We start from the raw sequence: 15,465 nt of genomic DNA on the forward strand, positions 1-15,465 counted from the left end.
CGGGATACTGGACCCTGCCATGCTACGAATCACCGAACTGAAGCTGCCCCTGGACCACCCCGACGAAGCGCTGCGTGACGCCATCGTCCAGCGCCTGGGCATCCGCGACGAGCAACTGCTCAGCTTCAACCTGTTCAAGCGCAGCTACGATGCGCGCAAGAAGAACAGCGAGCTGCTGTTCATCTACACCATCGACCTGCAAGCCAGCAACGAAGCCGAGCTGCTTGCCAAGTTCGCCGATGATCGCAACATCGGCCCTGCCCCCGACGTGACCTACAAGTTCGTTGGCCAGGCCCCGGCCGGCCTGCAGGAACGTCCGATCGTGGTCGGCTTTGGCCCGTGCGGCATTTTTGCCGGCCTGCTGCTGGCGCAGATGGGCTTCAAGCCGATCATCCTCGAACGCGGCAAGGAAGTGCGCCAGCGCACCAAGGACACTTGGGGCCTGTGGCGCAAGAGCGTGCTCAACCCCGAGTCCAATGTGCAGTTCGGCGAAGGCGGCGCCGGCACCTTCTCGGACGGCAAGCTGTACAGCCAGATCAAGGACCCGCAGCACCACGGCCGCAAAGTGCTGGAAGAGTTCGTCAAGGCCGGTGCGCCCGACGAGATCCTGTACATCAACAAGCCGCACATCGGCACCTTCCGCCTGACCGGCATGGTCGAGCAGATGCGTCAGGACATGATCGCCCTCGGGGCCGAAGTGCGCTTCCAGGAAAAGGTCACCGACCTGCTGATCGAAGATGGCCAGTTGACCGGCGTGGTGCTGGAAAGCGGCGAGCAACTGCACTCGCGCCATGTGGTTCTGGCCCTGGGCCACAGTGCCCGCGACACCTTCCGCATGCTGCATGCCAAAGGCGTGTACATGGAAGCCAAGCCATTCTCGGTGGGCTTTCGCATCGAGCACCCGCAAACGCTCATCGACAAGGCGCGCCTTGGCAAATACGCCGGTCACCCGAAACTGGGGGCTGCCGACTACAAACTGGTGTACCACGCCAGTAACGGCCGTTCGGTATACAGCTTCTGCATGTGCCCGGGCGGCACCGTGGTCGCCGCAACCAGCGAACCGGGCCGGGTAGTCACCAACGGCATGAGCCAGTACTCGCGTAACGAGCGCAACGCCAACTCCGGCATCGTCGTCGGCATCGACCCCGAACGCGACTACCCAGGCAGCCCGCTGGCCGGTATCGAACTGCAGGAACGCCTGGAGGCCCATGCCTACGTGATGGGGGGCAGCAATTACCAGGCGCCGGCACAGCTGGTGGGTGACTTCGTTGCGGGGCGGCCGTCGACCGCGCTGGGCAGTGTCGAGCCATCCTACAAGCCGGGCGTGACCCTGGGCGATCTGGCACCAAGCCTACCGGCGTTCGCCATCGAGGCGATCCGCGAGGCACTGCCGGCATTCGACCGGCAGATCAAGGGCTACAACCTGCCTGATGCGGTGTTGACCGGGATCGAAACCCGGACCTCCTCGCCGCTGCGCATCACCCGCGGTGAGGACTATCAAAGCCTGAACCTCAAGGGGCTGTTCCCGGCCGGCGAAGGCGCAGGTTATGCCGGCGGCATCCTGTCGGCAGGGGTCGACGGCATTCGCATTGCCGAAGCGGTAGCGCGGGACATGCTGGGCCTTTGACGGGGGTCAGCCGAACCGTGGTTCGCGTACCCCGGCTCTGCCATCAGCCTGAAGCATAAAAAAACCCCGGCTGGCAGTCGCCAGTCGGGGTTTTGTTTGGCTGCGCTACGCTCAGTGCGAAACGCGGCTGGTGCCGTCAACAGTCATGATGCGCACACGGTCGCCCACACGGAAGATTTCGTTTTCCTGCACGGCCTGGACATAGGCACGCATGCTGCCGTCGTCTTCACGCACAGTGATCTCGACACCCTGGGTACGGGTCAGGCCTTCTTCGGCAGCGGAACCCGCCAGGCCACCGGCAACGGCACCGATGACTGCGGCAACGATGCTGCCACGGCCACCGCCGACGGCGCTGCCCGCCACACCACCGACAATGGCGCCTGCGCCGCCACCGATCGGGGTCTTGGTACCCTCGATCTTGACCGGGCGCAGGGATTCGATAGTGCCCATCCGTACGGTTTGCACGCGGCGGGCCTCATCACGGGAGTAGCTATCGCCGGTCAGGCTCGAGGCACAGCCCCCTAGCAGCAGCGACATGGTGGTAAAGGTTGCCACCAGCAAAGCGGATTTACGCATGGGTAAAATCTCCATAAGTCAGGTGCTTATTAGACGCTGCACATTGACGGCTGTCACGGTACAAACGCAATAAAGTTGTTTTCATTCAGCCGGGGTACAGCCAGCGCGGCTGTGCCATGGCGCTTCAATTGAGACCAAGGATAGCCATGGATTACTTCATCGTCGTGGTGACCACCGTTGCGGGGCTTTATTTCCACGGGTGGCTGTACGTGCGCATGCGCCGCTGGATGGACCGCGACCTGGCGTTGTCGCTGGCAGGGGCTGATCCGCACAAACGCGCGTTCATGCTGCAGAGGCTGGAGCAGGCGCGGCTGGCGAAGGTGAAGCGCAGGGAACTGGCAGGCTGGCTGCAACGGGAGGCGGTGGAGTATTCAAGGTCACGTTGAAAGACCGACCATGCCCTGATCCCACCTGTGGGAGCCCGGCTTGCCGGCGATGGGTCGCAAGGCCATGCCCTGTCGCGGTGTCGCGACATGGCATGGCAAGCCCTGGAAAATCTCAGGGCGCCAACCGCTCCCGCAGCCACTGCCCATCGACCCGCCGGTAGTTGAGGCGGTCATGCAAACGGCTCGCCCGCCCCTGCCAGAACTCGACCCGCTCAGGCAGCAAGCGATAGCCACCCCAATGTTCCGGACAATGTGGCTGTGTATCGGAAAACCGCGCTTCGGTGGCCTTCACCAGCCCCTCCAGCTCTTCACGCCCGGCAATCACCCGGCTCTGCGGTGATGCCCAGGCCCCCAGGCGGCTGCCCAGTGGGCGCACTTGGTAATAGTCGTCCGACTCCTTGGCCGACACCTTCACCACCCGCCCCTCGATACGCACCTGGCGCTCCAGCGCCGGCCAGAAAAAGGTCATGGCTGCAAACGGGTTGGCTTGCAGGTGCTGGCCTTTGGCACTGTCGTAATTGGTGAAAAAGGTGAAACCCTGCTCATCGAGCCCCTTGAGCAACAGTACCCGGCAATGCGGACGGCCCTCGCCGTCCACCGTGGCCAAGGTCATGGCGTTGGCTTCCACCGGCGCCTGCTCGGTTTTGACCGCGTCGGCGAACCACTGGTGAAACAGGGCGAACGGCTCGCCCGGCGCCTGGGCTTCTGCCAGGCCATCACGGGTGTAGTCGCGGCGCATATCGGCCAGGGATTGGGTCATTGCTGCGTTCCTTGACGATCAGTTGGTCTTCGCAGGGCTATTGGCAGCTACTTTCTTGTCGGTGGTAGCTTTCTTGGCGACAGGCTTGGCTGGCGCGGCTTTTTTCTTGGCCGTGGTTTTGGCAGGCGCCTTGGCCTTGGCCACGGGCTTTTTCGCTGCGGGCTTGGCAGCCGGCTTGCTGGTGGCCGGCTTGGCGGCAGGCGCCTTGGCATCCTGCACGGCCACCATTGCAGCCGGCGCCGGTGCCGGAGCAGCCTGTTGGTACTTGGCCAGCAGCGCGACCATGGTGTTTTGCGGGGTCAGCAGCATTTCCACGCGGCGGTTGAGGGCACGGCCCTCGGGGCTGTCATTGGCAGCACGCGGCATTACCGAACCCATACCCTTGAGGGTCAGGCGGTCACGCTGCAGGCCGCTGAGGCGGAAAATAGCCGAAACCGACGCGGCGCGTTCCAGGCTGAGCTTCTGGTTGGCAGCAGCGGCACCGCTGGTGTCGGCATGGCCCAATACCAGTACGGCGGTCTTAGGGTCGCCTTCAACCGTTTTGGCAACCCGGGTGATCGGGCCAAGCGACATGGGCAGCAGCATGTTAGGGCGGTCTGGGTTGTACGAGCTGTCCACCGGCAGGGTCACGGCCAACACGTTGTCGCGGCGCTCCAGTTCCAGCTTGCTGTCCTTGATGGCTTCGCGCAGCTTCGGCTCGTACTCGTCCAGCCAGGCCTGGGTCGCCTGCTGGTCGATTTTAGGCACCACAGGGCCCTTGGCTTGCTGGTCGTCACCGCCGAACGGCCACCACCAGCGGCTGGTGCTTTCCGACTTGGCATCGGCCTTGGCCACATTGTCTGTGACGGCTGCCTTCACTTCCTGCTCGGCGACCTTGTCCGAACCGAAAGGCCACCAGCTGGAACCACCTTCCTTGGAGCCCTCCGGGGAGTGGCTGGCGCAACCGGTAACGGCGGTCAGACACAGGGCGAGTGCTAAGGTTTTATGTGAAGACATCAGCGATACACCATGAAATAGAAAGATATTTTGCCTAGGCACTTCAGGCGTTGGCATTGAGGATAGTCAAAGGGCGGAAGCAATACCCGCATTACCCGATCAAAGGCAACCGGCAAGCACACGGACCAGTTTTTGCGCCCGCGGGTCCATGAGCACATAAGGCCCGAGGGTATTGACCACGAAGCCGAACGCGACATCATGTTCCGGGTCGGCGAACCCCACAGAACCCCCGGCCCCAGGGTGGCCAAAGGCGCGGGGCCCCAGGCCGAAAGTGGCGTTGGCCACCTCCGGCTGATCGAGCATGCAGCCCAGACCGAAGCGGGTCTGGGTGAGCAAGGTGCGGTCCTGGCCAAGGCTGTGTTCGCGGGTCAGTTCGTCGAGCAATTCGGACTCGAGCAGGCTGCCGTCCAGCAACCCGGCATAAAACCCCGCCAGGCTGCGTGCGTTGCCGTGGCCGTTGGCCGCCGGCTGCTGCATGCGCCGCCATTCTGGCTTGTTGGTGCTGGTCAGGATCGCCGGGGGGTTGGTAAAGGCACGGGTGGACAAGGCCTCGGGCTCGCGCAGGGTCACCTGCAGCAAGCGCTGCGCCGCGGCGTCGCCGGGGTTGCCTTTGCCGCGGGCAATATGCGCCACGCGGTGAAACGCTTCGTCGGCCAGGCCAACATGAAAATCCAGCCCTAGCGGGCGAGCGGTACGCGCCACGATCGAGTCACCCGGGGCCCGACCGTCGGCCCGGCGAATCAGTTCGCCGATCAGCCAGCCGTAGGTGATGGCGGCATACCCGTGTTCCGTGCCAGGCGCCCACCACGGCGTTTCGGCCGCCAGGGCATCGACCATGACCTGCCAGTCATACAAGGCTTCGGCCGGCAGCAGCGCGCGTAGGGCGGGCAAACCCGCACGGTGGCTGAGCAGTTGGCGCAGGGTGATCGCTTGCTTACCGGCCTGGGCAAACTCGGGCCAGTAGTTGGCCACCGGTGCATCGAGTGCCAGCTTGCCCTCGCCGACCAGCTGCAGTGCGGTCACCGCGGTGAAGGTCTTGGTACAGGAAAACAGGTTGGCGATGGTGTCGCTGTGCCACGCCTGCTGGCCGTCCTTGTCTGCACTGCCGGCCCACAGGTCGACCACGGTTTCGCCCCCCACCTGGATGCACAGCGCGGCGCCACGCTCCTGGGGATCATCGAACAGCGCGGCAAAAGCCTCGCGCACGGCTTCGAACTTCAGCTCATAGTGACCCTGGATCTGCACCCGCTGCTCTCCGTGTGACGATAGTCAAAAAGGTCTGCATTGTTTCAGTAGTTGGGCGTTTTGCAAACTGGCTTGAGCCCGGCGGTCGCGATGCCCAGTGCACCGCACCCACCTGTAATCATGGCGCCGGCTTCTTCTCCAGGCCGGTGCGCAGTTGCGCCATGGCCTGGGCGTTGGCCTTGCGCACGGCATCGATAAAACCGGGGTACGGTACATCGGTGATCGCCACCAGCCCCAAGTGGCCGTTCTCGCCATCGAGCAGGCGACCGCTGGCCGGCTGGTCGAGGTACTGGAACCAGTGCGCGCCCACGATCATGGGTTGTTGCAAGGCGGCAGTGAGGAAATTGGCATAGGCCGGGCCGCGGTCTTCTTCTCGCGCCAGCTCCAGTGGCCCCGGCCAGAACGGGCCGCGATCACGCGAACCGAACTGGAATTCAGACACCAGCACCGGCTTGTCCAGCTCGGCCAGGCGGGCGAAATCGTAGCCGTCCTGCGGCTTGAGCGTATAAAAGTTGAAACTGAGTACATCGCAGAACTCGGCGCAGGCGTTGACCGCCTCTGGCGTACTCACGGCATAACGGCCCCCCAGCAACAGGTGGTTGGGTGCATGCCATTTCAAGGCATCGGAAATGGTCTTGAAGTAGGTTTCGGCGAACACCTGCTGGAAGTGCTGGTAGTCCCGCTCGATTTCCGGGTGCTCCGGGCTGGGCAGCGGTGCCTCGAAGCCTGGATCCTCCATCAGTTCCCAGGCGTTCAGCTCGATGCCCCAGGCCTTGGACAACCCCTCCTGGTTGCGGTACTTGTCACGCAACTGCTTGAGGAAGGCGCGCTTGGCAGGCACGTCGGTGGTCAGGCGCAATGTGCCGTAGGCCAGGCCATAACGGGCCTTGGGCTCGCTACCCGGTGCGGCCCAGGCCAGCTCGTTATCGGCAAAGTAGCCGATCAGCCAGGGATCGTCACGGTGATCACGGGCAGCAATGGCCACGGCGCGTTCGGTGGCCATGGCAAAGCGCGGGTCGAACGGGTCGGGCATGCGGCCCCACCAGTCCATGCCGGTGCTGATGCTGGCGTAATCGCCAACGATCGACAGCGGCAGGGTGTAGGGCATGCGCCTGGCCTGGCCGAGGGCAGGCTCGCTCCAGTTGCCCAGCGTGTTGAAACCCCAGGCCTGCAAACGGTCGAGCGCATGCGCCTGCCAACGGCCAGTGTCCACTACCAGCGGTGGGCAAGCGGCCGGCTGCGCTGTTGCCGCCGGCGGGCAGGGCTTGCCATAGGCCCGCTGCAGGTTGGCTGCATAGAAGTCGAACCAGCGCCCTTTCTTGAAATTGCGCCCCTGCGAGGACGCATTGCCGTCGTCGTTGTTGCCTTCACCGTAGAACGCTCCGAGGGCGTCGCCCTCTCCCGGCAGTGCCTTGAACATGGCCTCACGCCCGGCGGTGTAGGTACGCCCGCCGTCGGCGGCCACGGCATTGACACCCAGCGAATAGAACGGGTGGCCATCAGGGGTAATCAGGTACCAGCGGCCATCACGCTTTTCGGTACGGAAAAAACCCTCGGCAGCAAAGGCCGGCCCCGCCAGCAGGCCGCCATAGGCATCCAACTGCTGCTTGCCGCGCTCGGCCAGCCAAGCCTTGAGTTGCTGCTGTTCACGGGTGGCGGCTGCCTTGAGCTGTTCGTCGTTGGCCACCTTTTCCGGCCAGCTGCCACGCGTGGACTGCCCATAGGCATCGATCAGTTCACGGTACGCCGCCTGATGGGCCTGGTCGTCATCCTGAATGCCCACCCGTTCGATCAGCAGGTTCTGGGCGACCTTGGGGCCGGGAATGCTCAAGCTGACCGAGGCCACCTGCTTGAGGTCTACAGCGCCGGCGCTGCTGGTCAGCAGCAGCCGCTGGCCGCCGTGCAGCCAGGGCATGGGGGGGCCTGCGCGCATGCCCTGGCTCAACGGCGAGCTGGCGGTCAGCGGCACCATCACGGTTTGCGCCGGGCCGGCCGGCAAATCGATACGGCTGGTCAGGGTGCGCCCATCGCTGCCTTGCACCGTGACATCCACGGTCAGCGCCCAGTCCATGGCACTTTGCAGGCGCAAGGTAAGAAACTTGCCGCTGGACCAGTCCCACACACCACTTTGCGGGCTCAGGCGCAAGGTCGGCCGCTGCGCCGGGTTGAACACCACACGCCGCAGCACCTCGCCTTCGGCCGTCTGCTCTGCGTTGTACTGCGGCATACCGGCATCCTCGGTCGCCACGTTGACCACCGAGGCCGGGCGCACGAAGCTGAACAGCGTCTGCTGCCCGGCCCATACGGACGAGCTGAACAACAGGGCGAAAACAGCGGGCAGGGTACGGCGGACCATAAGGCTGGGGCTCTCCTTCAGGGCCGTCATGGCCCAGGACTGAGTAATGGACAGCGCGCCGAAGCAAGTGCTCCGGCGATCAGGAAATCTCCCGCCGGAACGGCGGCAGCGCATTGAGAATAGCCTTGCCATAGCGCTGGGTGACCAGGCGCCGGTCAAGCAAGGTGATGATGCCGCGGTCCTGTTCAGTACGCAGCAACCGACCGCAGGCCTGGATCAGCTTGAGCGAGGCGTCGGGCACGGCGATTTCCATGAACGGGTTGCCGCCGCGGGCCTCGATCCATTCGGCCAGGGCAGCTTCGACCGGGTCGTCGGGCACCGAGAACGGAATCTTGGCGATGACCACGTGCTCGCAATAGGCCCCCGGCAAGTCGACCCCTTCGGCAAAGCTGGCCAGGCCGAACAGCACGCTGTGCTGGCCATCGTCGACCCGGGCCTTGTGCTTGTTGAGGGTTTCCTGCTTGGACAGGTTGCCCTGGATCAGCACCAGTTTGCGCCAGTCCCGGTCCAGGCCGTCGAACACATCCTGCATTTGCTTGCGTGACGAGAACAGCACCAGCGCACCCCGGGCCCCTTCGACGATACCCGGCAGCTCACGGATGATCGCCGCCGTATGCGCGGTAGCGTCGCGCGGGTCGGCTTGCAGGTCAGGCACCCGCAGCAGGCCGGCATCGCCATGCACGAACGGGCTGGGCACCACACAGGTGACGGCATCGCGCGGTAACCCCGAGCGCATGCGGAAGCGGTCGAACTTGCCCAGCGCGGTCAGTGTGGCCGAGGTCACCAGCGCGCCATGGGCCACGCTCCACAGGCTGCGGCGCAACATTTCGGCAGCGAGGATGGGGCTGGCGTTGACTTCGATGTCGAACAACGCCCCGCTTTCAGCCAGGGTGAGCCAGCGCGCCATCGGCGGGCTGTCTTCCGGGTCTTCGGCGGTAAAGGCCGTCCACAGCTCCCAGTTGCCCTGGGCACGGGTGACGAGGCTGCCGAACAGTGGGTACCACTCTTCCGCCTGGTGGCTGGCGATACCGATGCTGACCTCGCCGTCCATGCCCTCCTTGAGCAGGTCGGCCAGCCGCGTGAAGAGATCATTGAGCCGGGCAAAGCCCTTTTTCAGCTCGATGCCGACCTCGCGGATCTGCTCCGGTACCACGCCACCTTCGAAGCGGTAACGCGGCCGTTCTCGGCCTTCGGTGTCCTCGCTCGGGCGGAAGTCGGCGACCTGTTCGCACAGGGTGAACATGAACTGCTGTTGGGTGCGGACTTCCCGCGCCAGCTCCGGCACCTGCTCGATGTATTTGCCCAGGTCCCCCGGCAGCGGGTGCTGGGCCAGCAGTTTGGTCAGGTTCTTGGCAGTCTGCTCCAGCCAGTCGGCGGTGGAGCGAAGCCGCGAGTAATGGGCGAAATGGCCGATGGCCTTGTCTGGCAGGTGGTGGCCTTCGTCGAATACATACAGGGTATCGCGCGGATCGGGCAATACCGCGCCGCCGCCCAGGGCCAGGTCGGCCAGTACCATGTCGTGGTTGGTGACGATCACATCGACCTTGCCCATCCCCTCACGGGCCTTGTAGAACACGCACTGCTGGAAGTTCGGGCAGTGGCGACCGGTGCACTGGCTGTGGTCGGTGGTCAGCCGGGCCCAGTCCTGGTCCTCCAGGGCCTCGGGCCAGCTGTCACGGTCACCGTCCCAGCGGTTGCCGGCGAGCTTTTCAATCATGCTGTTGAACAGCTTCTGGCTGCGTTCATCGACTTCGATGTGGAAGCCTTCTTCTTCGAACAGCTGGGCAGTGGCCGACTGGGCATGGCCTTCCTGCAGCAGGATGTCGAGTTTCGACAGGCACAGATAGCGGCCACGGCCCTTGGCCAGGGCGAAGCTGAAGTTCAGCCCGCTGCTGCGCATCAGGTCGGGCAGGTCCTTGATGACGATCTGCTCCTGCAGGGCCACGGTCGCGGTGGCGATCACCAGGCGTTTGCCGGCGGCCTTGGCGGCCGGAATCGCGGCCAACGCATAGGCGACCGTCTTACCGGTACCGGTGCCCGCCTCCACCGCCACCACGGCAGGCTCGCCGGCACGGCGACCTTCATCGTCGCAGGGAATGTCGCCAAGCACCTTGGCCACTTCGGCGATCATCAGGCGTTGGCCATAGCGCGGCTTGAGGCTCTTGGCTTCGAGAAAACGCGTATAGGCGCCCTGGATGGTGGCTTTGAGTTCGTTGCTGATCATGGTCTGCAGACGCCCGTAGGGCTGGATATATTTTCAGTGTTTCGCATGGGGCGGCTATCATACCCCGCTATTGCCTATCGTGCCGCATGGAGATCCGGATGCTCGCCTTTACCCTGCCCTACACACTGCATGTTCTGGCCGCCCTGGTATGGGTTGGCGGCATGTTCTTCGCCTGGCTGGTGCTGCGCCCCGCCACGGTTACAGCCCTTGAGGGGCCTGCGCGCCTGCGCTTGTGGGTGGAAGTTTTCCGACGCTTCTTCGTCTGGGTCTGGCTGGCGGTGGCGATCTTGGCGATAAGTGGTATCGGCATGTTGCACCTGCGCTTCAGCGGGTTCGAGACTGCGCCGAAGTACGTTCACGTGATGATCGGCGGCGGGATCGCCATGTTCGCCTTGTTCATGCGCATCCAGGCCTTGCTGTTGCCAGAGTTGAAAGCGGCGGTACAGGCGCAGGACTGGCCCACGGGTGCGGCGGTGCTGGCCCGCATTCGGCGAATGGTGGGCATCAACCTGTTGCTGGGGCTGGCCGTGGTCGCGGTGGCCAGTTCGCGGCTGGTGATCTGATTGCAGGCAGCCCTTCGCCTGGCGGGCTGCCTGCGCGGCCGGTGGGTGGGGCCCATGGCGACAACGCCGCACCCAGGCCCCTGCGCACGGTTCAGAGGCGCTGCAGGATCAGCTCGCCCGCCGCCCCCGCCAAGCCTGGCTGGCCAGGCTGCCCCGGTCGGCCATTGGCACCGGCATCGGTGCGGTACACCAGGCAACCCTTGCTCGCCCCACCTTTGCCGGCCTTGCCAGGCTCACCGGGTTTGCCCGGCGCCCCGCCATCGAGGCGCACGACGATGTGCTCCTGGGCAAAGCCTTGCGGCAAGCTCAGGCGTATGCGCCCACCTGCTGCACCATCATGGCCGTTGCCGCCATCATCGCCATTGGCCCCGCGGCTGGCCTGGCCCCAGGTGCAGCCGCCGGCCTGGCCATTGCCGCCGTCGAGCCCAGCGTAGCCCGGTGCACCGGCGCCGCCCCGGGCGTCGATGACCAGCTGCTGGGCATCCAGCTCCGCCAGTACCAGGTCCAGGCTACGACCGGGGCGGGCTGCCCGCTGGTAGCTGCCCGCAGCGCCGGTGGCACTGAACTCGCTGCCCTCGCCCAGGCGCGCGCTACGCACGTCGATCAGCAACGGCTGCTCGCCAGGGGCCACGACGATCCGCGCATCACGCCCCAGCTCCAACTGGTCGACCTTCAATTGCGCCAGCGACGCAGGCAGCATCAGGGTGGCAGCATCGGCAACACGCAAATGCTCAAGGTGTACACTGGCCGACTTGCTCGGCAGGCGCAGCATGGAATTGGCAGCAACCTCCAGGCTTTCGGCGTGGGCAAAGGGGGCAGCCAAGAGGGCAAGCAGTATCAGATTACGCATTTCGCAGCGCCTCCTGCGCACGGGGAATGGACATGACGTGGAATATCCCCGTCAACAGAATTTGCAGGCGATCGAACCAACGGTGGCTGCGCCCGCGCAAGCTGCCATTGAAGAACAGAATTTCCAGCAGATGCAGGCTGAGCACAACGATGCCCAGGGCATTGATCAGCAGATTGAAAGGCAACGGCTGGGGCAGCAACTGGTTGAACAACACCACGCCCCAGAATGCGACTGTCAGGACCTTGCCCAGGCCCAGGATGAACTTCATACCCCGCCCCCATTGATTGTTGTTATGGCGTGCCGGCCGGTTCGCACCGGCCGTGCGCTCCACATTAACTGCAATGCCAAGGCAGGCGCCAGCACCCGTCAGCTGAGGTGCAGTTCCACCCGTCGGTTGCGCGCGCGCCTTTCCTCGGTTTCATTGTCGGCGGCGCTGAGAAAGCGCCCGTGCCACTGCCCAAGGCACGGGCGCACGCCGAGCTAGCGCTGGATCTTGATCTCGGTACGGCGGTTCATGGCACGCCCTTCGGCCGTGGCATTGTCGGCCACCGGCTGGGTTTCACCGGCACCTACCACCGAAACGAAGCTGCTGCGCGGTACACCACTCTGCACCAGGTAGTCGGTCACCGAGTGGGCACGGCGCTCGGACAGTTTCTGGTTGTAGCTGTCGGAGCCGACACTGTCGGTATGGCCGCTGACACTCAGGCGGGCAGAGGGCGCTTCCTGTTTCAGCCGCGTGGCAATCGTGTTGAGGCGCTCCTTGTCAGTGGCAGTCAGGCGTGCAGAGTCGAATTCGAAGTGCACATCACGAATGACGATGACTTCTTCCTTCTCCACCACCACCACTTCCTCGACCACCGCCGGCGCAGCTGGCGGGCAACCGTTGGCATCGACCTGCACACCCCGTGGGGTGCCCGGGCACTTGTCGCGGCTGTCCGGCACGCCATCGCCATCTTCGTCGCCATCACCATGGGCCCAGCAATAACCTGCCGCCAGGCCGCCGCCCAGCAACGCGCCCCAGCCAGCCCAGCTGGAACTTTCGATAGCGCCCAGCGCGGCGCCACCGACACCCCCGACGGCGGCACATTTAGGCCAGTCGGTTTTTTGCAAACCTGCACAACCAGTCAACACACTGGTGAGCAGTACCAGGGGTAACGCTGTGCGTACTATGCTCATTTCATTGCTTCTCCTAGGGGGAATCGGCATAAGGCCGATCTCTGGGAGTAAAGACCGCGCATTCCAATGCTGCCAGCAATTAGCCACGACGCGGTCACATACCTCTATGCCCGCACGCTGCAGCCGGCTAGTCTTGGACGACTTGAACGAGGATTGGCAATGACCGCAGGTTTTTCCCAACGTACTCCGCAGCAGGCCCTGGCGGCCCTGCTCGAACGCTTCATCCCGCAACGCCTGCTGTTGGTGGGCACCCGCTTCCCGGCGCTGGACGCCTTTGCCCAAGCGCACCCGCAGGTGACCATCGCTACCGCTGCGCCAGGGCCACTGCCTGCCGAACTGGCAGCCCAGCGTTTCGACCTGGCCTTGCTGGTGGACTGCCTGGAACACCTGCCCAAGCGAACCGGCCTGGAGTTGCTGGGCGGCATTCGCAACCTCAATGCCAGCCGGGTTGCCGTGCTGGCCGACCTGGCGGCGTGCAGCTGGCAGGACACCGACTTTTTCGCCCTGGCATTGTCAGCCAGCGAGAAATTCTGCCGCGATGAGCAGGTGTTGAGCCTGTTCACCTATGATCTGCATGATTACAAGCAGGTCCCGGACTGGCTCAACGCCAGGTTCTGGGCCAACCCGGAAATGTTTGGGAAGTACTGGTGGTAAACCCATGAATATCAAGGGCTTACCTCACCATGACCACCAGCATTGCTATGCCCGAGCAGGGCCAACTGTCACCAGCCTGTAACCAGCCTTGTCACCAACGACCATCTCAGGCCCTTTCGGTCTGGCACTACAGACGGTCAGGAATCTATTACCTGAGGGTTCGCCCTCGGGGATGCTCAACCCGTAGTCTCGCCATCTCTCTCCGTTCCACCGATAGGCCAACCGCTATGCAGTTCTCAAAGGACATCCTCAAGACACTGGCTGTCTTCCACCTCGACCGCCCTGAGGCTTCGTGGGAGGACCTCAAGGAACGCCTCAAGGAGATCGCTGAGGATGCCCTACAGGGCCATAGCGAGGACTCACGGGGCCTCTACATGGAAATCTATGACCAGATGAGCCACCACCTCGCTGAGGCTGCCTCGCTGGGTCGATTCAATATGAACCAACACCGGGCCATCGGCACCGGGCAACGAGTGCTCAGGGCTGCTCAGGAGCGTCTTGAGGGTCGTCCTCAGGAACTCACGGAGATCATTGGGGAGCTGTCTTGTAGCACGTCTGTAGCCCCTTCCGTGTCCCTATCTGTAAATGCGTCCTCGACAAACCCGATTACCTTCGAGGTCCTCGCTGAGATGTTCCTGAAGGAACGCCAAGGCAACGTGACAGGTGACACACATAAGGCAGTGACATCGAACTGTAGGACCCTCTCATCGCTTCTCGGAGACCTCGACATCAGGACCCACACACGGGCTGACATGGTGGCGCTCAAAGAGAGAGTCATGGAGGGCCGAAAGCCTCTGACTGTCAACAAGCTACTGGGCCAGTTATCGACCGTCATGGACTGGGCAAAGAACAACGGCTATATCGAACGCTCCTATGACAAGGACCTGAAGATTGAGAGGGGCGCTGAAAGCGAGCGTAGACCGTTCTCCCGTGAGGAAGTGGCGACCATCATGGACCACGCTAATACCTTGCCTGTGACCGACTGGAAGCGCTGGGCGCTGTCTCTGGGAGTCCTCACAGGTGCCCGTATTGGCGAGCTGTACCAACTGACTCAGGACGACATAAAGCAAGTGGACGGGATTACCGTCATCGACATCAACAAGGACGAGAAGGGAAAGACCCTGAAAAATGACTTCTCCATCCGGCAAGTCCCTCTGGTCGATGGGGCCTATGGGTTCTCCCTAAAGACCTTCCTTGAGTGGGTCGCATCGGAACCCGGCAAGCTGTTCAAGGCGAAGGCTCACTATTTCAACAAGCCGCTCAATGAGGCCCTACGTGAGCCTCTGGGATTGAAGGCAGGCAGTGACCAGTCGTTCCACTCGCTGAGGCATTCTCTGTCAGGTCTGCTGAAGGCCGCTGCGACCCCTGAGGTCATCGCTCAGAGCATCACCGGGCACAGCTCAGGGAACATCACTTACGACCTCTACGCGGGGTCTCAGAGGGTTCCTGTGGGGACGCTCCATGAGGCACTGGTGAAGGCGTTTACACTGGCCGCTAAGTAAGGCGATGAAGGGTCTACCACTTGTTGGTAGGCCTGCTTTGAGAAACGCAACTTCATGGGCATCGAGCTGGATGTCCTCGTGGGTCACCCTGAGCATGACTTGCTGTTCGTGGCGACTCAGGTAGCCCGAGCGGCTGGCTTGAAACACCCAGCTGAGTCAATCCGCAACGCAAGGCAGGGGTTTGGGGCGGGGCACCAACTCTCGACACTGATCCAAGAAAACTGCATCAGTCTCCCAACAGACATTCACGGTCGCCGCCTTCGCTCCAATACGGTGATCTTCACTGAGTCTGAGCTGTACGCAATGCTGCTCCGTGGTCACGCTCCCCAGTCTGAGCCGTTCCGCAAGTGGGTCACCGAGGAAGTCCTCCCGAGCATCCGCAAGACCGGTCGCTATGACGCCTCCGAGTCCACCGACCCAATCGCTGCGGGCATCATGGACGAACTGAAGCTGCTCCGTGGTGAACTGGTGGAACTGAAGGGCACAATATGTAGTATCTGATTGGTGAGGCCGAACACCACATATAGACCCTCACTATGGCACACCCACA

General features: G+C 63.4%; 15 protein-coding genes. 6 read left to right on the forward strand and 9 right to left on the reverse strand.

Translation table 11 applies throughout. The annotated features are described in order from the left end of the window. The first annotated feature begins 19 nt into the window (after positions 1-19). Positions 20-1,627 (forward strand): NAD(P)/FAD-dependent oxidoreductase, encoded by a 1,608-nt coding sequence (locus B3361_RS01570; RefSeq protein WP_009684614.1) that lies wholly within the window; start codon positions 20-22, stop codon positions 1,625-1,627. A gap of 111 nt (positions 1,628-1,738) precedes the next feature. On the opposite strand, the gene B3361_RS01575 is transcribed toward B3361_RS01570, so the two are convergent. After that, the gene (locus tag B3361_RS01575) at positions 1,739-2,203 is read right to left on the reverse strand and encodes a glycine zipper 2TM domain-containing protein (protein WP_009684613.1); all 465 of its coding nucleotides are present in this window, start codon (positions 2,201-2,203) and stop codon (positions 1,739-1,741) included. 146 nt (positions 2,204-2,349) lie between these two features. Between B3361_RS01575 and B3361_RS01580 the strand changes: the two genes are divergently transcribed. Further along, the gene (locus tag B3361_RS01580) at positions 2,350-2,589 is read left to right on the forward strand and encodes a hypothetical protein (protein ID WP_054904081.1); all 240 of its coding nucleotides are present in this window, start codon (positions 2,350-2,352) and stop codon (positions 2,587-2,589) included. A gap of 112 nt (positions 2,590-2,701) precedes the next feature. Here B3361_RS01580 and pdxH read toward each other — a convergent pair whose 3' ends face one another. The 5 genes from pdxH to dinG form a co-directional block, all read right to left on the reverse strand. Then, positions 2,702-3,349 (reverse strand): pyridoxamine 5'-phosphate oxidase, encoded by a 648-nt coding sequence (gene pdxH / locus B3361_RS01585; protein ID WP_009684611.1) that lies wholly within the window; start codon positions 3,347-3,349, stop codon positions 2,702-2,704. Positions 3,350-3,367: 18 nt separating this feature from the next. After that, complete coding sequence (locus tag B3361_RS01590; RefSeq protein WP_054904080.1) at positions 3,368-4,345, reverse strand: OmpA family protein; 978 nt, start codon at positions 4,343-4,345, stop codon at positions 3,368-3,370. 99 nt (positions 4,346-4,444) lie between these two features. Then, positions 4,445-5,590 (reverse strand): EstA family serine hydrolase, encoded by a 1,146-nt coding sequence (locus B3361_RS01595; RefSeq protein ID WP_029887506.1) that lies wholly within the window; start codon positions 5,588-5,590, stop codon positions 4,445-4,447. Positions 5,591-5,708: 118 nt separating this feature from the next. Then, entirely contained in the window at positions 5,709-7,946 is a 2,238-nt protein-coding gene (locus B3361_RS01600) for a beta-galactosidase (protein WP_054904079.1), read from the reverse strand. Between the two features lie 79 nt (positions 7,947-8,025). After that, the gene (gene dinG / locus B3361_RS01605; protein ID WP_029887504.1) at positions 8,026-10,170 is read right to left on the reverse strand and encodes an ATP-dependent DNA helicase DinG; all 2,145 of its coding nucleotides are present in this window, start codon (positions 10,168-10,170) and stop codon (positions 8,026-8,028) included. Positions 10,171-10,268: 98 nt separating this feature from the next. Here dinG and B3361_RS01610 point away from each other — a divergent pair, with 98 nt between their 5' ends. Then, on the forward strand, positions 10,269-10,733 hold the full coding sequence (locus B3361_RS01610; protein ID WP_029887503.1) for a CopD family protein: 465 nt from the start codon (positions 10,269-10,271) through the stop codon (positions 10,731-10,733). Between the two features lie 91 nt (positions 10,734-10,824). Here B3361_RS01610 and B3361_RS01615 read toward each other — a convergent pair whose 3' ends face one another. The 3 genes from B3361_RS01615 to B3361_RS01625 form a co-directional block, all read right to left on the reverse strand. Continuing rightward, the gene (locus tag B3361_RS01615) at positions 10,825-11,583 is read right to left on the reverse strand and encodes a collagen-like triple helix repeat-containing protein (protein WP_029887502.1); all 759 of its coding nucleotides are present in this window, start codon (positions 11,581-11,583) and stop codon (positions 10,825-10,827) included. Next, on the reverse strand, positions 11,576-11,851 hold the full coding sequence (locus B3361_RS01620) for a DUF1145 domain-containing protein (RefSeq protein ID WP_009684602.1): 276 nt from the start codon (positions 11,849-11,851) through the stop codon (positions 11,576-11,578). The genes B3361_RS01615 and B3361_RS01620 overlap by 8 nt, the downstream gene beginning before the upstream one ends. Positions 11,852-12,063: 212 nt before the next feature. After that, positions 12,064-12,759: an OmpA family protein gene (locus tag B3361_RS01625; RefSeq protein WP_009684601.1), complete on the reverse strand. Its 696-nt coding sequence runs from the start codon at positions 12,757-12,759 to the stop codon at positions 12,064-12,066. A gap of 159 nt (positions 12,760-12,918) precedes the next feature. On the opposite strand from B3361_RS01625, the gene B3361_RS01630 reads away from it, so the two are divergent. The 3 genes from B3361_RS01630 to B3361_RS01640 all read left to right on the forward strand — a co-directional run bounded on the left by B3361_RS01630 (position 12,919) and on the right by B3361_RS01640 (position 15,416). Further along, positions 12,919-13,413, forward strand: coding sequence for a DUF6231 family protein (locus B3361_RS01630; RefSeq protein WP_054904078.1), 495 nt, complete (start codon positions 12,919-12,921; stop codon positions 13,411-13,413). A gap of 227 nt (positions 13,414-13,640) precedes the next feature. Then, a complete protein-coding gene (locus B3361_RS01635; protein ID WP_174713060.1) occupies positions 13,641-14,915 on the forward strand; it encodes a site-specific integrase in 1,275 nt (424 codons plus the stop codon). A 54-nt stretch (positions 14,916-14,969) separates the two neighbouring features. Then, positions 14,970-15,416 (forward strand): BRO-N domain-containing protein, encoded by a 447-nt coding sequence (locus B3361_RS01640; protein WP_174713059.1) that lies wholly within the window; start codon positions 14,970-14,972, stop codon positions 15,414-15,416. Positions 15,417-15,465 lie beyond the last annotated feature (49 nt).

The organism is Pseudomonas sp. UBA6699, from assembly GCF_002454615.1.
Lineage (GTDB): Bacteria > Pseudomonadota > Gammaproteobacteria > Pseudomonadales > Pseudomonadaceae > Aquipseudomonas > Aquipseudomonas juntendi.